The organism is Duganella sp. SG902 (assembly GCF_013376005.1).
GTDB lineage: Bacteria > Pseudomonadota > Gammaproteobacteria > Burkholderiales > Burkholderiaceae_D > Rugamonas.
Map to the genome: position 1 here is coordinate 97,028 of NZ_JABMJK010000012.1, position 22,559 is coordinate 119,586.

Annotated in this window: 19 protein-coding genes and 1 tRNA gene; 4 read left to right on the forward strand and 16 right to left on the reverse strand. The window is 65.9% G+C overall.

The window, feature by feature from the left end:
• Positions 1–3: 3 nt before the first annotated feature.
• The 12 genes from FHW83_RS22725 to FHW83_RS22780 form a co-directional block, all read right to left on the reverse strand.
• Positions 4–2,295 (reverse strand): hypothetical protein, encoded by a 2,292-nt coding sequence (locus FHW83_RS22725; RefSeq protein WP_176648638.1) that lies wholly within the window; start codon positions 2,293–2,295, stop codon positions 4–6.
• Positions 2,292–3,527 (reverse strand): glycosyltransferase family 4 protein, encoded by a 1,236-nt coding sequence (locus FHW83_RS22730; protein WP_218106413.1) that lies wholly within the window; start codon positions 3,525–3,527, stop codon positions 2,292–2,294. The genes FHW83_RS22725 and FHW83_RS22730 overlap by 4 nt, the downstream gene beginning before the upstream one ends.
• Complete coding sequence (locus FHW83_RS22735) at positions 3,520–5,022, reverse strand: hypothetical protein (protein WP_176648639.1); 1,503 nt, start codon at positions 5,020–5,022, stop codon at positions 3,520–3,522. The genes FHW83_RS22730 and FHW83_RS22735 overlap by 8 nt, the downstream gene beginning before the upstream one ends.
• Before the next feature lie 54 nt (positions 5,023–5,076).
• Positions 5,077–5,766 carry an exosortase-associated protein EpsI, B-type gene (gene epsI / locus FHW83_RS22740; RefSeq protein ID WP_176648640.1) on the reverse strand — a complete coding sequence of 230 codons (690 nt, stop codon included), beginning with the start codon at positions 5,764–5,766 and terminating at the stop codon, positions 5,077–5,079.
• Positions 5,763–6,662 (reverse strand): exosortase B, encoded by a 900-nt coding sequence (xrtB, locus tag FHW83_RS22745; RefSeq protein ID WP_176648641.1) that lies wholly within the window; start codon positions 6,660–6,662, stop codon positions 5,763–5,765. The genes epsI and xrtB overlap by 4 nt, the downstream gene beginning before the upstream one ends.
• A 13-nt stretch (positions 6,663–6,675) precedes the next feature.
• On the reverse strand, positions 6,676–7,542 hold the full coding sequence (gene epsG, locus FHW83_RS22750) for a chain length determinant protein tyrosine kinase EpsG (RefSeq protein ID WP_176648642.1): 867 nt from the start codon (positions 7,540–7,542) through the stop codon (positions 6,676–6,678).
• Between the two features lie 14 nt (positions 7,543–7,556).
• Positions 7,557–8,963 carry a chain length determinant protein EpsF gene (gene epsF, locus FHW83_RS22755; RefSeq protein WP_176648643.1) on the reverse strand — a complete coding sequence of 469 codons (1,407 nt, stop codon included), beginning with the start codon at positions 8,961–8,963 and terminating at the stop codon, positions 7,557–7,559.
• A 60-nt stretch (positions 8,964–9,023) separates the two neighbouring features.
• On the reverse strand, positions 9,024–9,812 hold the full coding sequence (gene epsE, locus FHW83_RS22760; protein WP_176648644.1) for a polysaccharide export protein EpsE: 789 nt from the start codon (positions 9,810–9,812) through the stop codon (positions 9,024–9,026).
• Between the two features lie 35 nt (positions 9,813–9,847).
• Positions 9,848–10,810, reverse strand: coding sequence for an EpsD family peptidyl-prolyl cis-trans isomerase (locus FHW83_RS22765; RefSeq protein ID WP_176648645.1), 963 nt, complete (start codon positions 10,808–10,810; stop codon positions 9,848–9,850).
• A 262-nt stretch (positions 10,811–11,072) separates the two neighbouring features.
• Positions 11,073–12,440 (reverse strand): undecaprenyl-phosphate glucose phosphotransferase, encoded by a 1,368-nt coding sequence (locus tag FHW83_RS22770; protein ID WP_229224318.1) that lies wholly within the window; start codon positions 12,438–12,440, stop codon positions 11,073–11,075.
• Between the two features lie 11 nt (positions 12,441–12,451).
• On the reverse strand, positions 12,452–13,684 hold the full coding sequence (epsL, locus tag FHW83_RS22775; RefSeq protein WP_229224319.1) for an XrtB/PEP-CTERM-associated polysaccharide biosynthesis outer membrane protein EpsL: 1,233 nt from the start codon (positions 13,682–13,684) through the stop codon (positions 12,452–12,454).
• Positions 13,685–13,723: 39 nt separating this feature from the next.
• On the reverse strand, positions 13,724–14,380 hold the full coding sequence (locus FHW83_RS22780; protein WP_176648646.1) for a CAAX prenyl protease-related protein: 657 nt from the start codon (positions 14,378–14,380) through the stop codon (positions 13,724–13,726).
• 203 nt (positions 14,381–14,583) lie between these two features.
• Here FHW83_RS22780 and FHW83_RS22785 point away from each other — a divergent pair, with 203 nt between their 5' ends.
• The 4 genes from FHW83_RS22785 (at position 14,584) to FHW83_RS22805 (ending at position 18,590) form a co-directional block, all read left to right on the forward strand.
• Positions 14,584–16,491 (forward strand): ATP-binding cassette domain-containing protein, encoded by a 1,908-nt coding sequence (locus FHW83_RS22785; protein ID WP_176648647.1) that lies wholly within the window; start codon positions 14,584–14,586, stop codon positions 16,489–16,491.
• Between the two features lie 4 nt (positions 16,492–16,495).
• Positions 16,496–17,224, forward strand: coding sequence for a hypothetical protein (locus tag FHW83_RS22790; protein ID WP_176648648.1), 729 nt, complete (start codon positions 16,496–16,498; stop codon positions 17,222–17,224).
• A 43-nt stretch (positions 17,225–17,267) separates the two neighbouring features.
• Positions 17,268–17,342: transfer RNA gene (locus tag FHW83_RS22795), tRNA-Arg, on the forward strand.
• A 393-nt stretch (positions 17,343–17,735) separates the two neighbouring features.
• Positions 17,736–18,590, forward strand: coding sequence for a hypothetical protein (locus tag FHW83_RS22805; RefSeq protein WP_176648650.1), 855 nt, complete (start codon positions 17,736–17,738; stop codon positions 18,588–18,590).
• Positions 18,591–18,646: 56 nt separating this feature from the next.
• On the opposite strand, the gene FHW83_RS22810 is transcribed toward FHW83_RS22805, so the two are convergent.
• The 4 genes from FHW83_RS22810 to FHW83_RS22825 all read right to left on the reverse strand — a co-directional run bounded on the left by FHW83_RS22810 (position 18,647) and on the right by FHW83_RS22825 (position 22,551).
• Complete coding sequence (locus FHW83_RS22810) at positions 18,647–20,050, reverse strand: oligosaccharide flippase family protein (RefSeq protein ID WP_255490502.1); 1,404 nt, start codon at positions 20,048–20,050, stop codon at positions 18,647–18,649.
• Positions 20,051–20,201: 151 nt separating this feature from the next.
• Entirely contained in the window at positions 20,202–20,591 is a 390-nt protein-coding gene (locus FHW83_RS22815) for a RidA family protein (protein WP_176648748.1), read from the reverse strand.
• A complete protein-coding gene (locus FHW83_RS22820) occupies positions 20,591–21,751 on the reverse strand; it encodes an acyl-CoA dehydrogenase family protein (protein WP_176648652.1) in 1,161 nt (386 codons plus the stop codon). Before FHW83_RS22820 ends, FHW83_RS22815 begins: the two co-directional genes overlap by 1 nt.
• Positions 21,751–22,551: an enoyl-CoA hydratase family protein gene (locus tag FHW83_RS22825; RefSeq protein WP_373997253.1), complete on the reverse strand. Its 801-nt coding sequence runs from the start codon at positions 22,549–22,551 to the stop codon at positions 21,751–21,753. Before FHW83_RS22825 ends, FHW83_RS22820 begins: the two co-directional genes overlap by 1 nt.
• Positions 22,552–22,559 lie beyond the last annotated feature (8 nt).

Consider the following 22,559-nt stretch of genomic DNA (forward strand, 5'->3'; position numbering starts at 1 on the left):
GCCTTAATCCTTGGAGGTGATTTCGAAATAGGTGGTCGGGCCTTGGGTCAGCGCCCCGGTGTCCAGTGTGAAGGTCAGGCGCTGGCCGTCGCGCGTGGTCGGGATCAGGTCGCCGCGCTGGCCGCGCAGGTCGACCGCGTACACCTTCAGCTTGGCGGCGTTGGCGTTGTCCAGGGTGAGTTTGATGCGGCGGCTTTGCAGCAGCACCGGACCGGTGCCCAGCTCGCGCAGCGTGGTCTCGGCGGCATCCTCGAAGCGCATGCCGGAGTTGCGCGCGTCGGTGGCCAGCACCAGCAGCATGCGCTGGCTGGAGGCCAGCGGCTGGGTGTCCACCGACGACACCGCCACCATGGCGGGGCCGTCCGCTTCCTGCACGCTCAGCTGGCGCAAGGTTTGCGGCTCGGGCGTGTCGAACACCACGCCCTCGGTGTGCGGCGTGGTGACGCTGAAGCGGCGGCGCTGCACTTCCATCAACAGCTGGCCGGTGTCGCTCTGGTAAATGCCTTGCATGGCGTCGCTGGTGTTGGCGGCCGGCAGCAGGCCGCCGGCGCGCAGCGCGGCCAGGCGGCGGCTGATGCGCGCCAGGATGGCGGGACGGCTGTTGTCGACCTTGTCGCCCAGCTTGCCGCCATAGTCGCGCGCCAGCGCGCCCAGTTTCTCGGTCACGCTGGCCGGCGCGTCCACCGTCTTGTTGCTGCCGCTGAGCACGATGCTGCCGACGCCCGGCTTGATCGAGGCCTCGTAGCGCGCGGTGGCGCCGGCGCGCGCGCCGGTGTCGAGCGCGAAGCCGGTCACCAGCGCCATGCGCGCGACGTCGATGGCCAGGTTGCCGTAGAACGGATTGTCCTCGAACGCGTACGACGGGGTCAGCTGGAAGGCCACGGTGGACTTGGCGGGCGCCACGTCGCCGCGCAGGTAGAGCAGCGCGGCCAGCGTCTCGCCGGCGCGCGCCACCGGGTCGGGGCCGACCATGAAGGGATAGATGCGGTCCTTGCGGCCGCCGCGCTCGGCGTAGCTGAGCGTGACCGGCGCGTTGTGCTGTGCGATCACGTCCCATTCCTGGAAGGCGGCGTAGGCCGGCAGGGCCAGCGCCGATTCGCGCCGATAGCGGTTCCAGAACACCTGGCCGTACTCGGACACCGAGTAGGCGCGGCCGAGCTGCTTGCCGGTCGCCAGCTCGGTGATGTAGCGGCCGCCCTCCCCGATCATGCTGTCCTGGCGCATCACCGAGCCGGGCGAGACGAACTTGCTCGGTTCGGAGAAGTAGGCGTGCAGGTCGACCCAGTCGAACTGCGCGCGCGCCAGATGGGCCGCCGGCGATGGCCAGTTGTCGTACGCCGTCACCAGGCCCTGGTAGCCGAGCTGGCGCAGGTGCTGGGTCATCCAGTCGGCGGTGGATTTTTGCAGCGCCACGTAGAACTGCTGGGTGTCGGCCATGCGCGGGCTGTTCCATGCGGACTGCTTGAGGAAGCCGACCGACTTCGCCTCCAGCGCCTCGCCGGCCGCCAGATCGCTCTTCCACGCCTTGGACAGCGCGCCGGAACCCGGATATTTCTTTTGCAGCCAGGCCGCGAACGGCTCGCGCAGCTCGTCCGCCACGCGGCCGCGGGTGACGAACTCCAGCCCGCCCTCGTTGACCAGGATGATGCCGGCCAGCGCCGGATCGGCCAGCGTGCTGATGCCGGTGTAGGGATTGACCGTGCCGTAGATTTTCTCCACCAGCTTTTTCCAGTGCGCCTGGGCCTCGGGGTCGTAGTAGACGCGCTGCTTGAGGCTGACGGGGCGGGTCATGCCGTTGTTGCCGTAGCCGCCGGTGTCGGCGGTCATGCCGTCGACGATGTAGTAGATGCCGGCCTTCTTCAGCGCCGCCAGCAGGTAGTGCATGCGGTCGAGCTGGGTCGGGTTGAAATCGAAGTCGGCCTGGCGCCCGGCCATCAGCGAGGCGTCGGTGAAGTGCAGGCGCAGCATGTTGTAGCCGCGCATGCGCAGCTGCTTGACGTACAGGTCGGTGGTCATGCGGTCCGGGAAGGCGCCGGTGGCCGGGTCGAAGCCGGCCGAGGCCATCAGGAAGCGCTGCGGGCGCGACGGCGAACCGGCGCGCGCCAGCTGCCCGCCCGGGGTCACCACCAGGCGCTCGGTCACCGGCGCCGGCGGCGTCGGCAGCAGGTCCGAGAAGTCCAGCACGCTGCCGGGCGCCACCATGAGCGAATTGTCGCGCAGCGGGCGCCAGCCGTCCGCCGCCTGGGCCGACAGCAGCACCACGCCGGCCAGCATCATCACCATCTGTTTTTTCATGCCGTGCTTTCCACTGGCGCGCGCTCGGCCTGCAGCCGGCGATAGGTCGCGGCCACGGCGCGCGCGATGCTGTCGTAGCCGCGCTGGCGCAGCACGTAGTCGCGACCCTTGCGGCCCATCTCGCGCATCGCTTCCGGTTGCGCCAGCAGCTCGATCACCGCCTGCGCGAACGCGCCGGCGTCCAGCGGCACGCAACGGCCGGCGCCACTTTCGCGCACCACCTGTTGTTGATCGGGATTGTCGTTGACCACCACGGGCAGGCCCAGCCCCATGTATTCCACCGCCTTGGTCGGCGAGGCGCTGTCGAGCAGGTAGCCGCGCGGGAACGGCGACAGGCCCAGCTCGGCGGCGCGCACGTAGGACCATGCCTCGGCCGCCGGCCGCCAACCCAGCCACAGCACGTGCCCGGTCAGGTCCAGGCGTTCGAGCTCGGCCTGCAGCCAGGCGTGGTGGGCGGCATCCTCGGTGTCGCCGGCCAGCACCAGCAGCACGTCCGGATAGTGTTGGCGTACGATCAGCAGCATGTGGAACAGCACGTCGATCTGGCGCACCGGGTCCATCACGCCCAGGTAGGCCAGCACGCGCCGGCCCCGCAGGCGCGGATCGGTGCTGGCGGCCACCTGGTCGGGCCCGGCCACTTCGGTGTCGACGCCCATCGGCACCGGCGTCATCTTGTCCATCGGCACGCCGCGCGCGGCCAGGTCCAGCTGCATCTGCCGGCTTTGCACGAACACGTGGTCGGCGCGCGGCAGGACCAGCCGGTACAGCAGCCATTTGCCGACATGGCCCTGCAGCAGCGGGAACCAGAAGCGCATGCCGCCCTTGAGGCCGCGCTTGAGCGCGCGGTCGATCTGCCCTTCCGACTGCGGATAGGACAGCCAGTAGTAAAACGGCAGGCCGCGCAGGCGCGCCACCAGCAGGCCGGCCACGGCGGTGACCGACATGTCGCGCACCTGGATCGCGTCGTAACGGCGCGCGTCCATGCGCGCCAGGCCGCGCAGGCCATGCCACAGCTTGACGAAATACTGGGCCGCGCGGCCGCGCGGCGCTTGGCACAGCAGCGCCTCGCCGCCGGGCCAGTCCGGCGCCGGCGCTTGCAGTTGCTCGGTCAACAGGTCGCTGTGGATGCCCAGCCGCGGCAGGTATTTGCCGAACAGGGCGATCAGGTCGGCGCGGTGGGTGGGCCAGCCTTCCGCCGTCAGGTACAGCAGGCGCATCGGCTGATCAGGCATAACGCGGCACCTGGGCGCTCACCGCGACCTTGGTGCGCAGCAAGCCGTGCACATTCATCAGGTAGGCCAGGTAGCCCAGCACCAGCGCCACCACGATTTCCAGCGACACCAGGTTGACGATGGAGTCGGCATACACCAGCCCCAGTCCGAACAGCACGATGGCGGCCTGGATGGCCAGCGCGTCGGCCTTCACGCCGGGATCGCTGACCTCGTTGTGCAGGCGGCCGGCGGCGAACCAGGCGCTGACCAGGATGCCCACGAACAGCAGGCAGCCGATCATACCGACGTCCCACAGCAGGGTCGAAATCGCGGTCATGTTGATGCCGTAGTTCAGGTATTTCAGCGCCATGTGGCCGTTCGAGGTCAGCGACGAGAACGAGCTGCCCAGGCCGTTGCCGATCAAGAAGCTGACCATGTCGTCGCCCTGGCGACCGAACCAGAACGTCATCGAGGTGTAGCGGTTCAGCACCATGCCGGCCGAATAGCCCTGGTCCCCCATGTTATAGCGCAGCGAGGTGGCGATCACCTCGGCCGGCGTGCTCTTCATCATCACCACCACGTAGATATAGCCTAGCGCCATCGTCACCAGCGCCATCCCCAGCAAGGCGGGCAGATAGCGCAGCGGCGCCTTCATCAAATCCTTGCGCAGCAGGCTCAGGCCCACCAGCGGCAGCATCACCACGGCGATCTTGGTTTCGCCCATGCCCAGCGGCGCCATGCAGATGGCCGTCAGCAGCAACAGGCGGCCGGTCTTGAGCAGGCCGGCGCGCCAGCGCGCGAACAGGAAGCCCACGGCGATAAACAGGTACATGACCATCACCGCGTTCGGGCTGCCGCCGTCGAGGTTGGCGCCAAAGGTGCCGGCCACCACGTCGGTGGCGTCACTGCCATGCGCCAAGCCGCCGCGCATCGGCACCAGCACGAACAGCTCGAACGCGGCGAACGGGAATTGCAGCAGCGCCACCACCAGCAGGAACTTCTTCCAGCGCTCGTAGGCCTCGGGCGGGAACACGATCAGGCTCAGCGCCAGCATCAGGCCAAAGGCCTGGAAATAACGCTTGAAGCCGGCGATGAATTCGCCCAGCGAATACCAGCGCACCGCCGTCGCCAGCACCGCGTACACCAGGAACAGCACGGCCAGCTTCATGAAGGTCGGCAACCGGCGCTCCTTGCTCCACATCATGTTGATCAGGGCCGGCGGCAGCAGCAGCATGCTCAACAGCGAAGCTCCCCAGGCCAGCTTGCTGAACTTGGGGCTGCCGGTCAGGATGCCCAGCACCAGGCCGACGATCAGCAGCACCCAGATGGTCAGCTCCGGCACCAGCAGCAGCAGCGGGCCGACGATCATGGCGGCGGCCAGGCCGACCATCAGCGGGCTGCCGGTGACCGCGACCAGACCGAACAGCAGCGCCAGGCCGAGGCCGCCCAGCAGCAGGGCCGCCAGGGTCCAATTCCCCTTCGTGCGGCTGCGATATGTCGTAGAGAGGGTTCTCAAGTTACTGTCCTTAAAACTATGGGGTGAACCGGGCCGGCGGCGCGCCGGCCGCGCTTAGTCGGCGTTCGGCCCCAGCCCGGCCACGCGCGCCAGCGCATCGGGCGGCAGCACGCGCAGCATGGATTGGATGAATTCCTGTTGCACCGCGTAGGCGTCGTCGGCGTTGCCGTCGATCGAGGAAACGCGCACCAGCAGGCCGTCCGGCACCTGGCGGCGCACGGCGTAGCGCATCTGCTGCTTCTTGCGGTCCCAGTCGCTGTTGACGGCGTGCTCGCCGACCGTGAACCAGTAGCTCACCATCTCGTGGCGGGCGCCGCTCAGCGCCTCCATGCGGCGGATCGGCAGCTGGCCCTGCGGCAGGCTCAGCACGTCCTTACCCTTGGACATGATCTGGAAGCCCTGCGCCGGGTAGCAGCCCTCCGGGTCGTGCGCGGCCAGGCCGTCCGACTGGTTGGCGCCGTACGGCACGCTCAGCATGATGCGGTAGCCGGCCTTGTTGACGTAGGTGCGGGTCAGCACCTGGGTGTAGATCTTGGCCAGCGCGGCGCTGACGTCCGGGCTGACTTGCTGGTAGACCACCTTGTCGTCCACCACCCAGTCGCCGAACTGGCGCGGCACCAGCGTTTCCAGGTTGACCGCCGGCCCCATGTCGGCGATGCGCTGCGTCGGACGCAGCACCATGGCCATGGCCGACGAGCACACCATCAGCCCCAACAACACCAGGTTGCGTACGGATTTGTTCATAGTGCGGCCTCGCGCGCGGCCGGCTGGCGCCGGCGCACGATATATTGCAGGAAGGTGTCCAGGCCCAGGATCAGCAGCAGCGCGCTGATGAACAGGACCATGCCGGCGAAGCCGTGCAGGAAGCCCTGGCCGGCGGCGTCACCGAAGTAGTAGGTGATCAGGGTCAGCGTGATCACGCGGATCACGTTGGCGGTGAACGAGATCGGGATGATCAGGATCGCCAGCGCGATGTTGCGGAACGCCGAGGTGTGGCGCACCACGTTCAGGTAGAACAGGCCGAGCGACTCCAGCGTCAGCAGCGTCTGCAGGCCGGCGCAGGCGTCGGCCACCATCAGCTGGTACTGGCCGATCTGCAGCACCACGCCGGTGCGGGCGATCGGGTAGCCGAGCCAGAACAACAGGTGCTCGGTGGCGTACGACACCGCCATCTTCATCGGCATGGTGACGCTGTCGACGATCACGCTCGGCAGCGGAATCATGAACAACATGAAGAAGAACGGGAACCACTGGCGCTTGAGCGCCGCGCCGCCGTAGACCATCAGCATCAGGCCGGCCAGCATCACGATGAACGAGCCCATCTCGAACATCAGGATGTCCTGCGAGCGGCCGATGATGTACAGCAGCAGCGCGAAGCCCACCAGCGCCCAGCCGCCGCGGGTGGCCGGCGCCTTGCCGGCCGCCTGCTGCTGCATGTCGCCCCATTGGCGCTGCAGCAGCCAGATCGACAGGACCAGGATGATGGGCCCGTGCGCGTAGTTCTCGTTGGTCCAGATGCCGGTCAGCAGGTCGTACAGGGTCGGCAGATACATGATCAGCAGACCCAGCTGTACCGGCCACCAGGCCGACACGCGCTGCTTCCAGGCAGCGGCCGAGTGCAGGGCGGCGCCGTTGCTCATGACGTGGCTCATCTCACTTGTCGATCATGACCGCGCCGACCACCTCGGCGCCGCTGTGGCGGATTTCCTCGGCCACCGTGTTGATGTCGGCCAGCAGCGTGTGGTCCTTGCGGCCCACCAGCAGCACGCCGCCGGCGCGCGCGGCCACCGCCAGCGCGTCGGCGCCGAGCGCGAACGGCGCCACGTCGTACAGCGTGACGTCATGGTTGGCCTCGAGCTGGGCGTTGAGCGCGCTGAAGGCGGCGCGCCCCAGCAGCTCCTGCGGGTTGGGCGGCAGGGTGCCGGCGCCCAGCAGCGACAGCGAGACGAAGCTCGGGATGCGGGTCACCGCGCCGATGTCGGCGCGGCCGGCCAGGATGTCGGACAGGCCCTGGCCCGGACGCTGGTCGAACACCGTGTGCAGCGACGGCTTGCGCAGGTTGGCGTCCACCAGCAGCGTGTTCTCGCCCAGTTGCGAGAACACCACGGCCAGGTTGGCGGCGAACATGCTGGCGCCGTCCGACTCGTTGACCTGCACCACCGCCAGCGACTTGCGGCCGCGCGCGAACCAGCGCAGCATCAGTTGGCTGCGCACCGCGCGCAGCTGCTCGACCTGCGGGCTGAACGGCTGATACGCCGCCAGCAGCTCCTCCGAGAACTTGTTCTCGCCGGCCTGCAGGTAGGGATAGTCGAACTGGCGCGCCAGCACCTGCTGGATGTCGGCCTCGGTGATGAGGCCCAGGCGCTGGGCCGCCTCGCCGAAGCGGATGCCCAGTTCTTTTTGCATGCGCAGCACGCGCTCGGCGCTCTCTGGGGTGATCTTGCCCGAGGCGAGCAGGATGCCGCCGATGCTGGAATCGGCCGAGCTTGGCATGGTCGGAATCGACATTGGAGAATTCATGGCAGTGTCTTTCATTAGTTCAAACGCAGGCGGCGCGACAACAACAACTGGGAGCCGCCAAAGCGCGGCTTGCGCTTGGCGTGCATGTCCAGCACGCCGAACACGGGGATGCCCAGCACGTCGCTGAGGTCATCGGTCGAGCGCAGGCGGCGTTCCAGCATCTCCGCCACCAGGCCCAGGCCCACGCCCAGCATGGTGCCCAGCACCAGCGCCAGCGCGGTGTTCAGCAGCACCTTCGGACCGCTCGGCTGGGTCGGCACCACGGCCGGGTTCAGGATGGCGATGTCGGCCTGCTCCGACTGGCCCTCGATGCGGGTCTGCGACGAGCGCTGGGCCGCCGAGTCAAACGCGCGCTGGGCGCTCTCCACGTCCTTCAGCAGCACGCCCATCTCGTCGCGGGTGCGGTTCAGTTCCAGCACCTTGGTCTTCTGCACCGCCAGGGCGGCGCGGATCTCGGCCTCGCGCTGGCGCATGATCTGCTCGCTGTTGGTGACCGAGTTGGAGGTCGCCTTGATCTGACTGGCCAGCTCGGCGCGCAGCTTGTCCAGCTCGGCCTTGGTGCTCTGGTATTGCGGGTGGTTCTTGTCCAGGCGCTGGGACACGTCGGCGAACTTGGCCTCGGCGTTGCTGACCGCCATGCGCAGGTTCTGGATCAGCGGGTTGTTGGCCACGTCCGGCGACTCGCCGGCCTGGCCGGAGGCCACGTGGCGGCGCGAGCTGGCCTCGATCAGCTGGCTTTGCGCGACCACCAGCTGCGACGACAGGTCGTTCAGGCGCGCCGACTCGACGTCCAGGCGGTTGTCGACGCTGACGATGCCGTGCTCCTGCTGGTACTTGGACAGGCGGCCCTGCGCCGCCTCCAGGTTGTCGCGCAGGATCTTGATCTGGTCATTCAGGTAGACCGACACCTTCTTCATCGGGTCGACCTTGAGCTGGATGCTCAGGCGCTGGTATTCCTCGGCGAAGGCGTTGGCCACGGCCGCCACGAACTGCGGGTCGGAACCCTTGAAGCTGATCTCGACCAGGCTGCTCTCCTTGGCCGGCATCGCCTCGATCTTGCGCAGCAGCAGGTCGGCCAGCCAGTCGCGCACGCTGCCGGCGCCGCCGGTGGCGTCGTTGAACTGTTCCACCACGGCCGGGCTCTCGGCCAGCTTCAGGCGGTCCACCACGCGCAGCGCGACGTTCTTGCTGGTGATGATGTCGACCTGGGTGGCCATGTAGCCGGGCAGCATCTGGCCTGGCATGCTGAGGCCGGTGATCGGGTCCACGCCCTTGGCGTTCAGCAGAACGGAGGAGCTGGCCGTGTAGGTCTTGGGCAGCAGCTTGCTGACCACGAAGGTGGTGACCACCGTCACCAGTACGGTGGCCAGGATGATCTTGTAGCGCGCGCGCAAGATGAGCAGGAACTGGGACAGATTCATGGCGTGTTTCTCTTAGGTAAGACTCCCGGGCGGCGGGCGCCGCCCGGTCGGATGGGACGGTTAGAACCAGCTTTCGCTGACATAGACTACATCATCGTTGCGCAGCAAGTCATCATGCTTGGCCTTGATGACCTCCAGCTTGCCGCTGGCGTCGCGCCGCTTGATGCGGATGTCGCGCTCGGTGCCGCGCGCGGTCAGGCCGCCGCCGGCCGACAGCGCCTGCACCACGGTCATGCCGCGCTCCAGGCGGAAGAAGCCCGGACGCTGCACCTCGCCGTAGATGTAGACGCGCGGCGCGCGCTCGACGTACAGCACGTCGCCGCCGGCCACCTCGAGGTTGCGCGTGAGCTCGCCGTCGCGCACCAGGCCGACCACGTCGATCACCTCGCGCGTGCTCTTGCCGTCCTTGTTGCGGATCAGCACCACCGACTCGGCGCCATCCTGCGCCATGCCGCCGGCCTGGGCCAGCATTTCCAGCACGCTGCGGCGGCCGTCCAGCGGGTAGCGGCCGGGACGGTTGACCTGGCCCAGCACCGACACCTGCTGGCTGTTCAGCACGGTGACCAGCAGGTTGACCTGGGGCTTCTTGACGAAGCCGCCGCTTTCCAGCAGGCCGGCCACCTTCTTCTCGGCCGCCGCGGTCGACAGGCCGGCCACCGGCACGTCGCCGATCAGCGGCACCGTGATCGCGCCGTTCTCGCCGACGCGCGTCTCCAGCGACAAGTCGGGGTTACCGTACACCGACATCTTGACCACGTCGCCGGCGCCCAGCAGCACCTCGGCCGCCCCCGCGCCGCCGACCAGCGCCGCCAGCATCAACCCCACAGCCCAACGCAACAGTTGTTTCATGATCCACCTGACCTTTAATGTAAAAATTTATTTCTTTATTTCAAACCGGCGACGCCGCGCTCGTTGGCTTCCTGACTGGCGCTGCTGGCCGGCGCCGCCGCCGGGGCCGCCGCCGGCGCCGAGGCGGCCGGGGCCGCGCCGGCCGGCGCGTTCAGGTATTCGATCTTGGCGCTGGCGCGCAGGCGCTTGACCTCGGCCTCGGCCGCTTCCTTGTTCTTCTTGTTGAACAGGAACTGGGTGATCTGCGGCGTCGCCGTCTCCAGCGAGATCGATGGCGCGTCCTTGACGTCGGCGATGCTGATCAGCAGGCTGCGCTCGCCCTCGCGCACGATGAACAACTGCCCCTTCGGCATCGCCAGCAGCTTGTTCACCAGCTCGGCCGGCAGCTCGGAGCTGGTGCGCGAGACCTGGTTGCGGTTGTACTTGACGTGGTGGGCGTCGAACCACGCGGCGGCGTCCTCGAGCGACTTGGCGTTGTCGATGGCGGCCTTGGCGTCGGCGTCCAGGCTGGCCGTGGCCAGCACCAGCTGGCGCATGTCGAACTGCTTGCGGGCGGTGAAGAATTGCGGGTTCTTGTCGTAGTATTCCTGCACCTCGGCCGCGCTCGGCTTGGCCGGGGTGCCGATGCGCTTCTGCATGTACGCCTGGGCCAGCAGCAGCGACTTGGCGCGCTCCAGCGCCAGCAGCACCTTCGGATCGCGGTCCAGGTTCTCCTTGACGGCGGCGCTTTGCAGCAGCTGGCGGTCGATCAGCGACTCCAGCAGCTGCTTGCTGGCGGCGGCCTGCTGGCCGGCCTGCACGTTGGCGTGCGCCAGCTCGTCGTTAAGCTGCAACACGGTGATTTCCTCACCGTTGACGCTGGCCACGGCCTGGCCCGGCTTCTTGTTTTCCTTCGAGCCGCACGCAGACAGCGCGGCCACCGCGATCATGGTCGCGGCCCCCAGCCGCAGCGCGCGGCGTGGGAAACGGTTGGTCGAACGAACGGACTTGGTCTGCATCACAATTGCTTCCCCTAGTTGGTGATTACCCAAAATGTTTAATAAAATGGCAAATCCGTTGCACGCGAAGAAGTATGAAACTAGCCACGCTGATTGTCAACGGCATAATGATCCGCCCGCCACGGCGCCCCCGGCGCACGGCCGGATTTAACTAAACCTCAACACACTTGACGCCATTGTAACTGTTTAATCGCCCCGCACCGCTCACCTATCAATGCAAAAGCCGGCTTTAAGGCGTCTTTAAGCGCTCCCGCGCCCGCCGTCAGTGCGCGTTTTCGCGCTTGAGCACGGTCTTGACGGTGCACAGCACGATCCACAGGTCCAGCCACAGCGACCAGCGCCGCAGGTAGTCGAGGTCGTAGCGGATGCGCGCCTCCATCTTGTCCAGCGTCTCGGTCTCGCCGCGCAGGCCGTTGACCTGGGCCCAGCCGGTGATGCCGGGCTTGACCTTGTGGCGCAGCATGTAACCCTTGATCAGCTTGCGGTACTGCTCGTTGTGGGCGACCGCGTGCGGACGCGGGCCGACGATGCTCATGCGCCCCTGCAGCACGTTGATGAACTGCGGCAGCTCGTCGAGCGAGGTGCGGCGCAGGAAGGCGCCGACCCGGGTCACGCGGGCGTCGTCCTTGGTGGCCTGGGTCACCTTGCTGCCATCCTCGGTCACGCGCATCGAGCGGAACTTGTAGACGATGATCTGCTCGCCGTACAGGCCGTAGCGGCGCTGGCGGAAGATCACCGGCCCCGGCGAGCTGAGCTTCACGGCGATGCCGACCGCCAGCATGATCGGCAGCAGCAGGATCTGGATCACGGCCGCCAGCAGGATGTCGCTGCCGCGCTTGACCAGGCGGTTGAAGCCGGTGAACGGGCTCTCGCAGATGGCGATCACCGGCATGCCCACCACGTTGTCGAAGCGCGCCTGCATCAGGTCGAAGGCGTAGATGTCGGGCAGGAAGTAGACCGAGGCGGTGGTGTCCTGCAGCTCGTCGAGCAGCTTGCGGATGCGCGGCTGGGCCGAGATCGGCTGGCTGATGAAGATCATCTTGATCTGGTGCTTGCGCACATAGGCCGCCACGTCGTCCATCGCGCCCAGCGTCGGGTGCTGCATGCCGGGCGGGCGGCGGTCCTCGGAGCGGTCGTCGAAGTAGCCGTGCACCTGCATCGGCAGGTGGTTGTAGGCCATGATGTTGTTGGCGAACTTGATGCTGACGCCGTTGGCGCCGACGATCACGATCGAGCGCACCTCGCCGTCGCCGCCGAGGCGGTGCGCCAGCATGTGGCAGCCGAGCAGGATCAGCGGCGTCACCAGGAACCAGGTCAGCACCACCTCCTTGTGGTAGTGCGCGGTCATGCCGGCCGCCGAGCCGAGGAACACCAGCACGGCGGCGGTCACCACCCAGCCGGCCAGGGTGTCGCGCGCGAACGCCAGCATCTTGCCGCTGTGCCAGGCGCGGTAGGGATCGATGTTCTGGTACACCGCCGAGGCGATGAAGAACGCCAGCACCATCAGCACCAGCGCGTAGCCGTCGAAGCGCACCCCGTACAGCCACGACACCAGCAACAACGTCCCCATGATGATCAGTGGATCGAGTACACGCTGAAAAAATGAGATCAGGGGGATATCGTTAACCATATGTCGACTTCTTAGAATTGAACGCGGGCGCTGAGCGACACGCCGTGCGAGCGGAAGGTATTGCTGGCGGCGCCGCTGCGGTTTTCGCGGAAGGCGCCGAGGTAAAGGCGCACCGGCGTCACGGGCGCGTAGCTCAGGCCGGCGTTATAGGACTTGGTGTCGTCATCCAGGCGGGTGAAGGTGGTCACGCCCGGGATGGCGATGAAATCGCGGCGCTCGCGGCGCGCGCTGAAGTCGGCGCTCATCTTGCCGGTCAGCTCCCATTGCGCGTTGAGGCTGACGCCCTTGTTGAAGCTGTTGCTGACCTCGTTGCTGTCGACCGCCGCGTACTCGCGCCACGCGGTGGCGGTCATGCGCAGGCGGCGCAGCATCGACCAGTTGAAGGTGCCGCGGCCGTTCAGGCCGCTGGAATCGCGCGCCGCGAAGTAATTGTGCTTGCGCTCGACGCGCCCGGCCAGCATCTGGAACTGCGAGGTGGCGCTGAAGATCCACTGGACGTTGAGCTTGACCTCGTCCTGGGTATAGCTGTCGTCGATCGGCTGGCCGTTGGCCAGGAAGTGGTTGTCGTAGCGGCCCTTGGCGCGCGCCACCTGCAGGCCGACCCGGCTGCCGGTGCTGGCGATGTAGTCGAGGCCGACGTTGTTGTAGTCCTCGGTGCGGTTGTTGAATTGCTGGGCCGGCAGGTCGTAGGTGAACTTCTGCGTGCTCCAGCCGGCGCGCACGCGCCAGCTCGGGTGGAAGCGCCAGCCGCCGTCGAAATTCTCGCGCTGCTGCACCTGCAGGTTGCGGGCGGCCTGGCGGAAGTCGGCGAACGAGGTCAGCGACTGGGCATAGGCGCCACCCAGGTGGCCGTCCAGATTATTGCCGATGTGCCATTCGAGGTCGGCGTTGAAATCCTTGCCGGTGTAGTCGAGCATGTCAAAGCGGTCGAACGCCACCTTGGACACCTTGAACTGCCCGGTCAGGCGCTGGCGGCTGATCGGCTGATCGAGGCTCACCCCGGCCATGGTCTGGGTCAGGTAATCGGACCGCTGGTCCTGCGGCACCGGCGAGTTGTCCGCATAGCGCAGCAGGTTGGCGTCGTAGCTGCGCGTGACCGACACGAATGGATGGATGGTATCGCTGATTTCAGCGTAAGCGGCGCCGCTGGCCGCCATGCCGAGCAGCACGCCGACGGCGGCCGCCACGGGGGTCACGGGCGTTGCCCAGCGCGCGCCCGAATTGCTAAAAAGGGAACTCAGCATGTGAATTTTCTTTTAATAGTCGATAATTAGGAAGCAATACTACCAGTAAGACCAGTTTCCGGTACAGGTAATCCACACCCCCAGTGCGCCGTTGGTGACCGCGTGCGCCACAACCGGCGACCACAGGTTACCGCTGCGCATATACAGCCAGCCGTAAGCCACCCCGGCCACCACCCCGGCAAACCACAGATTATGCTCCACCCCGAACAGCAGCGCGGTGATCACAAAACCACGCAGGCCCACCCGTGCAGGATGAACTTCAAGAAACTTCGGCGCCGCCAGCCAGCGCATCACGAACGAGCGCCAGAACAATTCCTCCATCACCGGCACCACCAACGCCGCGCCGGCGATGCGCATCAGCACCAGCGGCCACTGGATCGCCCCGTCCGCGGTCGGATCGAAGCCGGCCGACTGGCCGATCACCATCCAGCCGGCGTCCAGGTTGACCCACAGCACCAGCACCACCAGCCCCACGGCCAGCGCCTCGAGCAGCGCGCGCGCGCCCGGCAAGGGCACGCGCAATTCGTCGTAGCGGCGCCACCAGTACAACAGGGCCAGCAGCACCACCCCCACCTTCACCCCGTACAGCCAGCGCGGCGCGGCCGCCGCCCAGCCAAGCAGGTCGGCCAGCGCGATGAAGCCCATGTACAGCGCGAACGGCACGATGCGCGGCCACGCCGCGCGCTCAAACCCCATCTGACGCTCCGCTGCTTGTGGCTAAGAAATGCATGTATCCCCGGTGTAGGCCCAATCCTCCCCATTGTAATTGCAGCAAGTTTAACTGTCCACACACAATGCGACCCTTGCACGGAGGCAAGCGACGGTGGGCCGGCCGGCCATTTGCCGGTACAATGCGCCTTTCCCCATCCACCGCGGCGCGCCGCCGCAACCGTTAGCATATGGCAGTTATATCTCTTTCCTCCGCACAATTGGCATTTGGTCACGTCGCCCTGCTCGACCAGGCGGAATTTTCGCTCGAGGCCGGCGAGCGCGTCGGCCTGATCGGCCGCAACGGCACCGGCAAGTCGTCGCTGCTGAAAATCCTCGCCGGCCGCACCAAGCTCGACGACGGCCTGCTGGTGATGCAGCAAAACCTGCACATCGTGTACGTCGAGCAGGAGCCGGTGTTCGCGCCCGACATGAACGTGCACGACGCCGTGGCCGAGGGCCTGGGCGTGCTGCCGGCCCTGCTCAAGGAATATGAGGCGCTGACCGGCCAGTTCGGCCAGGGCGACGACGACGCCCTGATGGCGCGCATGCACGACATCCAGGTGCAGCTGGACGCGGCCGACGGCTGGAACCTGGCCAACAAGGTCGAAACCGTGCTCGACAAGCTGAACCTGCCGGGCCAGCTGCTGATGCGCGAGCTGTCGGGCGGCATGCAAAAGCGCGTGGCGCTGGCGCGCGCGCTGGTGTCGGCGCCGGACGTGCTGCTGCTGGACGAGCCGACCAACCACCTCGACTTCAGCTCCATCATGTGGCTGGAGGGCCTGCTGCGCGACTTCAAGGGCAGCGTGTTGCTCATCACCCACGACCGTTCCTTCCTGGATAATGTGGCGACCCGCATCATCGAGCTCGACCGTGGCCGCCTGCTGTCCTTCCCCGGCAATTTCAGCACCTACCAGGCGCGCAAGGCCGAGCTGCTGGAGAACGAGGAGGTGGAAAACGCCAAGTTCGACAAATTCCTGGCGCAGGAGGAAGTCTGGATCCGCAAGGGCGTCAAGGCGCGCCGGGTGCGCGACGAGGGCCGCGTGCGCCGGCTGGAGGCGCTGCGCGTGCAGCGCGCCGCGCGCCGCGAGCTGCAGGGGCAGGTCAAGCTGGAGGTGGCGGTGGGCGAGCGCTCGGGCAAGATCGTGGCCGAGCTGGACAACATCAGCAAGTTCTACGGCGAACGCGCCATCGTCAAAAATTTCACCGGCACCATCCTGCGCGGCGACAAGGTCGGCCTGATCGGCGCCAACGGCGCCGGCAAGACCACCATGCTGAAAATGATCCTGGGCGAGCTGGCGCCGGACAGCGGCGTGGCCAAGCTCGGCACCAAGCTGGAGGTGGCCTACTTCGACCAGATGCGCACCCAGCTCAACGAGGAGGCCAGCCTGATGGACACCATCTCGCCCGGCAGCGACTGGGTGGAGGTCAACGGCCAGCGCAAGCACGCGATGAGCTACCTGAGCGACTTCCTGTTCTCGCCGGAGCGCGCGCGCTCGCCGGTCAAATCGCTGTCCGGGGGCGAGCGCAACCGCCTGCTGCTGGCGCGCCTGTTCGCCAAGCCGGCCAACTGCCTGGTGCTGGACGAGCCCACCAACGACCTCGACATCGACACCCTGGAGCTGCTAGAGGAACTGCTGGAGGACTACTCGGGCACCGTGTTCCTGGTCAGCCACGACCGCACCTTCCTCGACAACGTGGTGACCCAGGTGATCGTGGCCGAGGGCGAGGGCCAGTGGCGTGAATTCGTCGGCGGCTACAGCGACTGGGAACGCGTGCGCGACACCGTGCCGGCCGCGCGCGCGCCGGCCAAGGCGGCCACCCCTGCGCCGGCTCCCGCCACCTCGGCCGCCCCAGCGCCCGCCAAGCAGAAAAAGCTCAGCTTCAAGGAACAGCGCGAACTGGAGGAACTGCCCAAGCTGATTGCCAGCCTGGAGGACGAGCAAAGCGCGCTGACGCTGCAACTGTCCGACCCGGACTTCTACAAGAAGAACGCGGCCGAGGCGCGGCGCGTCAACCAGCGCATTGAAGAAATCGAAACCGAGCTGCTGACGGCGCTGGAGCGCTGGGAACAGATCGAAGCGCGCGGCAACGGCTAAACCCATGACGGCCCGCCCCCGCTCCCGACAACAAGGCGCAGCCGTGCTGATCCTGCTGTTGATGCTGAGCCTGGGGGCGGCGGCCCTGCTAATGAACGGCTTCGGCGCCGAGCAGGCCGACACCCGGCGCCAGCGCGAAACCATCGCCGCGCTGGCACAGGCGCGCGAGGCCTTGATGGGCTATGCGCTGGTCCACGGCCGCCTGCCGCGTCCGGCGATCTCGGCCGCCAACGGCGCCGAGGCGCCGCAGGACTGCGCCGACGCCGCCGCCTGCACCGGCTTCCTGCCGTGGGTCACGCTGGGCATCAGCGGCACCGACAGCTGGGGCAAGCTGTTGCGCTACAGCGTGACGCCGGCATTCACCCGGGTGCCGCTGCGCGAGAACACCAGCGTGGCCGACAAGCGCGTGGTCGGGCGCCATCCCAACGGCAGCGTCTATTTCGTGGCCGGCCACCCCAGCTGCGACCTCCAGCACCAGTGCGCGCCGGCGGTGATTTTTTCCAGCGGCCGGCACAACCCGTCGGTCAACGCCAACGGCATCCCGCAGGTGAGCGACAGCGCCAGCAATCTGGACGAGATCTACAACTACAGCGCCACCAACGATTTCATCCAGCGCCCCGCCACCCTGCCCGGCGACAGCGCCGCCCTCGGCGGCGAATTCGACGACCTGGTGATCTGGCTGCCGCTGGTTTCGCTGTACCAACGCATGGGCGTGACCGGGGTATTGAACTAAGGCTGCCCAAGGCAGCACGTCTCGGCTATAATCTCGGCGCGTCCTCCCCGTAGCACAATGGATAGTGCACATGCCTCCTAAGCGTGGGATACTGGTTCGATTCCAGTCGGGGGGACCAGCACGATTTCCTACTTGCCCCCGCTTAATACCACTTCCTCTTGTATTTCAAAGGATCACAGCGCTTTTACATCCCCATGTGATGTACGGCTAGAAGCGCGCCTTTGAGATTGTCGTGGCGGCGTTTCGCCGCCGCCCTCGCTGCACAGTCGAGAGCGATGCAAATGCGCCTTGTCCAGCTTTGATAAAAATCATCTGCGAGAAAGGGGGCGTTGAATTTAAGCAGGGATGAAATATACTCCAACAATGACGTCCAAATTCTTCAAAACCGTGAAAAAGTTTATGGCATCGGGGAAAGCTATTCCGAAGCCGGAAGTGGACATGCTCACATCCATCGCAACTGACCTTCGCTCAAAGGAAGTAGAAGCCCAACAACATCGCGAAAAGGTCAAAGATGAAATTAACAAAGGAACAAAAATCACCAAGCGAAGAATACCTCTCTGACTTCCTTTATATCGATACCGCCAGGTTATCTCATTATTACAGCCAATTATCGGCGGACGGCCTCGTTACCCAATCAAAGCGATTATCCAAAGACACGCACAAATCGACTGACAATGTCGGTTTAAAAGCAGTAGTCACTGGTTCTCGCCAGTCCGAGGCCGGCAGTGAAACGTCTATTGAGTTGCAGATAGACCCCACCTTTTCACGGCCGCAAGATACCCTCGACGCGCTCTACTCCGCTGGGTACATCGGCGATAGCCTAACTGATGCGGGAATCGGCACATTATTCCTGACACATGGTTCTATTTCGATGTTCGATGTCCGCATGCTTAAAACGATGTGGCCTCATTTGGGGGAAGTAGTAGCCGAAGAGGGGGCGAAAAATGTAGTCGGGCACGCACAGAGACAAAAAGCTCGCGCCGCTGCAAAGAAAGAGTACAGCGCGATTATGCAGCTTATTTCCAATCTGCCACATTCTTTGCATGGAAGCATCATAAGCGCGGACCATAGCTTGGCATGGTTTACGCTCAAGCCAGAGTGCATGCTCGTCAATCCGGATGACCTGGCGTTCAAGCACGGTTGCGATCTTCCTGGGGAATGGCACATGCTCGGGATCGTGGACGCGAAACCGAACGACACAATTGAAAACATTGTGAAAGCAGACGCGCTCAACGCCCAGCTTGAAGGTGCAACGAGAGTTATGCTGCTCCATATTCGCCAGTTCTTCGGCAGGCCTGAAGACCGGTACGGGGTCACGCCAGTCCTAATTTTCCGGACCATAAAGAAATCGCAGAACCCAATTTAGCGATTGCTTTACGATAAGTTACGACTCCCTCTAACCGCTCCGCTCAGCCGCCTGCCCTATTTCTTCAAAGTCCTGAAACTCTTCACCATCCACAGGTAGGACAGGCCAATCATCGCGCCCACCACCGCCATGTGCAGCAGGATGCCATGCACGTCCGCCGGGACATGGTCTTTCATGCCCAGGTAAGCCAGCACCGCCAACGCGGCCGTGACCACGCCGGGCACCAGCGCCAGAACCACCTGGCGCACCGAGAATTCCACCACGCCACGGATCAGATACCACCCCAGCAGCATGCTGATGATGGCGCGCGCCGCCTGTGACATGATGAAGATGAACATGCCGAGGTGGATGGTCACCACCATCAGGGCCGCGCCGCTCAGGTTGCGCAGCACCGCGTAGTAGAAGGTGCTGGTGGCATCGGCCCTCAGCATCACCATCGACCAGTTGAACTGGTGCAGCGGGAACAGCACGCCGACGATGCAGAAGTACTGCAGGATCGGCGCGGAACCGTCCCAGCGCGCGCCAAACATCAGCTGCACCACTTGCGGCGCGAACAGATACAGGGCCGAGTAGAACGGCACCACCAGCCAGGCGCAATAACGGATCGCGCCGATGAACATGGACGACAACAGCGGCTTGTCGCCCTTGGCCTGGTAGAAGATCGGCCCGGCCACCTGGGCCGCGATCCCATTCAGCAGCTCGCTGCTGATCAGATACAGCTTTTTACCGATCGAGTACAAGCCCAGCTCAGCCTGGCCGATGAGCGAACCCACCAGCAAGTCGTCGATATTCGCAAACAGCATGTCGCACACGCGGCTGCCGACCATGTAGCGGCCGTAGTGGAATATCTTGGTGAAGCCTTCCCAGCCGGCGCCCCATTTCGGCCGCCAGTCGCTGGAGCGCCACAACAAGGCCGTCATGACGGTGGTTTCGGTCAACTGTTTGAACACCAGGCTCCACATGCCGGCGCCGGCCAGAGCCAGGCCGACACCGACCACGGCGCCGGCCAGCATGCCACACAGGGAACGCACGGCGATGCTCTTGAAGTTGAGGGCGCGCCGCTGCAACGCGTCTTGCACCGCCGACAAGGCGGCCAGCGGCAGGATCAGCGCCAGGTAGGGCGCGACGGTGGCGGCGTCGGCCTGCCCCATCGAGCGCAGCAAGGCCGGGCCGCCGAGGCAGGCCAGCACCGCCACCCCGGCCGCCAGAAACAGCTGGAACCAGAAAATCTGATTGCGCGAGCGGTCGCTGTCGTCGACGTAGATCAGGTATTCGGCCAGCCCCATCTCGGTCAGGGCGACCAGGATGGCGATCGCGGCGCTGACGAAGGCGACGGCGCCGATGGCCCTGGCGTCCAGCAGGCGTGTCAGCAGCATGAACACCAGCAAGGACGTCAGGCGCCCACCCCAATTTTTAACCAGCGACCACAATAAACTACTGATGATTTTATTTTGTAACATCGGAGACGGGATATGAACGATAGGAACGGGCGCGAAAGCAGAGTATCGCTGCTGTGCACAACAGGGTCAATCGAAAGTTGTGTAAACGCCTAGTTTTCTTCCCGGACGCCTAGGAGAATATTGCCCATACTCATCTTCCGCATAGCAGCATTCAGGGCACGACGGCGGTCACCTCGATTTCCACCTTGGCGTGGTCCTCCACCAGCGCCGCCACCTGCACCGCCGTCATGGCCGGGTAGTGGGCGCCGATGATTTCGCGGTAGGCGCGGCCGATTTCCTTGTAGGCGGCCACGTATTCGTTCTTGTCGACCACGTACCAGGTCATGCGCACGATGTGCTCGGGTCTGGCGCCGGCCTCGGCCAGCACGGCCACGATGTTGAGCAGCGCCTGGCGCACCTGGCCGGCGAAATCGTCGGTGTGGAATACGCCCTGCCCGTCCCAGCCGATCATGCCGCTGACGCACACCATGCGCCCGCTGGCGGCGACGCCGTTGGCGTAGCCGCGCGGACGCGCCCAGCCTGGTGGTTGCAAGATTTCCATCATATCTCCTTCAACAGCTCGCGCGCGATGATCAGTTGCTGCACCTCGGTCGCGCCTTCGTAGATGCGCAGCGCGCGGATTTCGCGGTACAGGCTTTCCACCACCTGCCCGCTGACCACCCCAAGGCCGCCGAACATCTGCAGCGCGGCGTCGATCACCCGCTGCGCGGTTTCGGTGGCGTGCAGCTTGGCCATCGCCGCTTCTTTCGTGACCTTGCCGCCCTGGTCGCGCTGCCAAGCGGCGCGATAGGTCAACAGGGCCGAGGTATCGATGCCGGTCGCCATCTCGGCCAGCCTGGCTTGCGTCAGCTGGAAATCGGCCAGCACCTGGCCGAACATCTGGCGCTGGGTGGCGCGCTGCAAGGCCTCGTCCAGCGCGCGCCGCGCGAAGCCCAGCGCCGCCGCCGCCACCGAGGTGCGGAACACGTCCAGCGTGGCCATCGCCACCTTGAAGCCCTGCCCCGCTTCGCCCAGGCGCTTGGCCGCCGGCACGCGGCAATCGGTGAACGTGAGGCGCGCCAGCGGATGCGGCGCGATCACGTTGATGCGCTCCGCGATTTCCAGCCCCGGCGTCGGCGCGTCGACGATGAAGGCGCTGATGCCGCGCGCGCCGGGCTGCTCGCCGGTGCGCGCGAACACCACGTAAAAGTCGGCGATGCCGCCGTTGGAGATCCAGGTCTTTTCGCCGTTCAGCACATAGTGGTCGCCGTCCCGCACGGCCCCGCACTGCATGGCGGCGACATCGGAACCGGCTTGCGGCTCGGACAGCGCGAACGCCGCGATGGCCTCGCCGCGCGCCACGCGCGGCAGGTATTCGGCGCGATTGGCTTCGCTGCCGAACAAGCTGATGGCGCCGGAGCCCAGGCCCTGCATGGCGAACGCGAAGTCGGCCAGGCCATTGTGGCGCGCCAGCGTTTCACGGATCAGGCAAATGGCGCGGGTGTCGATGCTGTCGGACGCGCCGCCATGCGCGGCGCCGCCAATCGCGTGACGCAGCCAGCCGCCCTCGCCCAGCTGGCGCACCAGGCGGCGGCATGCCGCGTCCACGTCATGCACGTGGCCATGCGCCACGTGCTGCGCGGCCCAGGCGTCGAGCGCCTGCTCCAGCGCGGCGTGGCGCGGCTCAAAAAACGGCCAGGCCAGATAATTTTTATCGCTCATCAGTTGCCCTCGAACTGCGGTTTTTGCTTGGCCACGAAGGCGTGATAAGCGCGGTGGAAGTCTTGCGTCGCCATGCAGATGGCCTGCGCCTGCGCCTCCGCTTCGATGGCTTCGTCCACGCCCATGTTCCATTCCTGCTGCAGCATCTTCTTGGTCATGCCGTGCGCGAAGGTCGGGCCGCTGGCCAGCGCCTGCGCGTAATCGCGCGCCGCGTCCAGCAACGCCGCCGGCTCCTGCACGCTGTTGAAGAAGCCCCAACGCTCCGCCTCGACGCCGGACATCGAACGCCCCGTGTACAGCAACTCCGCCGCCCTGCCCTGACCGATCACGCGCGGCAGCAGCGAGCAAGCGCCCATGTCGGCGCCGGCCAGGCCCACGCGCGTGAACAGGAACGCCGTCTTGCTGCGCGCCGTGCCGATGCGGATGTCCGACGCCAGCGCCAGGATGGCGCCCGCGCCCGCGCATACGCCATCCACCGCCGCGATGATCGGTTGCGGGCAGTGGCGCATGGCTTTCACCAGATCGCCGGTCATGCGCGTGAAGGCCAGCAGGCCGGGCATATCGAGCTTGGTCAGCGGGCCGATGATGTCGTGCACGTCGCCGCCGGAGCAGAAGTTCTCGCCGGCGCCGGTCAGCACCACGGCCTTGATGTCGTTGTCGTAGGCCAGCGCGCGGAACAGGTCGCGCAGCTCGGCGTAGGATTCAAAGGTGAGCGGATTCTTGCGCTCGGGGCGGTTCAAGGTCAGCGTGGCGACGCCGCCGCTTACCTCGAACAGAAAATGCTGGGGGGTGTACTGCATGGTCATTC

Bases quoted from the DNA above. Each gene is read 5' to 3' on its own strand.
- xrtB (WP_176648641.1), bottom strand. From the start codon at position 6,662: ATGAGCAACGGCGCCGCCCTGCACTCGGCCGCTGCCTGGAAGCAGCGC.
- epsE (WP_176648644.1), bottom strand. From the start codon at position 9,812: ATGAAACAACTGTTGCGTTGGGCTGTGGGGTTGATGCTGGCGGCGCTG.
- FHW83_RS22780 (WP_176648646.1), bottom strand. From the start codon at position 14,380: ATGGGGTTTGAGCGCGCGGCGTGGCCGCGCATCGTGCCGTTCGCGCTG.
- epsF (WP_176648643.1), bottom strand. From the start codon at position 8,963: ATGAATCTGTCCCAGTTCCTGCTCATCTTGCGCGCGCGCTACAAGATC.
- FHW83_RS22770 (WP_229224318.1), bottom strand. From the start codon at position 12,440: ATGGTTAACGATATCCCCCTGATCTCATTTTTTCAGCGTGTACTCGAT.
- epsG (WP_176648642.1), bottom strand. From the start codon at position 7,542: ATGAATTCTCCAATGTCGATTCCGACCATGCCAAGCTCGGCCGATTCC.
- FHW83_RS22825 (WP_373997253.1), bottom strand. From the start codon at position 22,551: ATGCAGTACACCCCCCAGCATTTTCTGTTCGAGGTAAGCGGCGGCGTC.
- FHW83_RS22810 (WP_255490502.1), bottom strand. From the start codon at position 20,050: ATGTTACAAAATAAAATCATCAGTAGTTTATTGTGGTCGCTGGTTAAA.
- FHW83_RS22820 (WP_176648652.1), bottom strand. From the start codon at position 21,751: ATGAGCGATAAAAATTATCTGGCCTGGCCGTTTTTTGAGCCGCGCCAC.
- FHW83_RS22805 (WP_176648650.1), top strand. From the start codon at position 17,736: ATGAAATTAACAAAGGAACAAAAATCACCAAGCGAAGAATACCTCTCT.
- epsL (WP_229224319.1), bottom strand. From the start codon at position 13,684: ATGCTGAGTTCCCTTTTTAGCAATTCGGGCGCGCGCTGGGCAACGCCC.
- FHW83_RS22765 (WP_176648645.1), bottom strand. From the start codon at position 10,810: ATGCAGACCAAGTCCGTTCGTTCGACCAACCGTTTCCCACGCCGCGCG.
- FHW83_RS22725 (WP_176648638.1), bottom strand. From the start codon at position 2,295: ATGAAAAAACAGATGGTGATGATGCTGGCCGGCGTGGTGCTGCTGTCG.
- FHW83_RS22785 (WP_176648647.1), top strand. From the start codon at position 14,584: ATGGCAGTTATATCTCTTTCCTCCGCACAATTGGCATTTGGTCACGTC.
- FHW83_RS22815 (WP_176648748.1), bottom strand. From the start codon at position 20,591: ATGGAAATCTTGCAACCACCAGGCTGGGCGCGTCCGCGCGGCTACGCC.
- FHW83_RS22730 (WP_218106413.1), bottom strand. From the start codon at position 3,527: ATGCCTGATCAGCCGATGCGCCTGCTGTACCTGACGGCGGAAGGCTGG.
- epsI (WP_176648640.1), bottom strand. From the start codon at position 5,766: ATGAACAAATCCGTACGCAACCTGGTGTTGTTGGGGCTGATGGTGTGC.
- FHW83_RS22790 (WP_176648648.1), top strand. From the start codon at position 16,496: ATGACGGCCCGCCCCCGCTCCCGACAACAAGGCGCAGCCGTGCTGATC.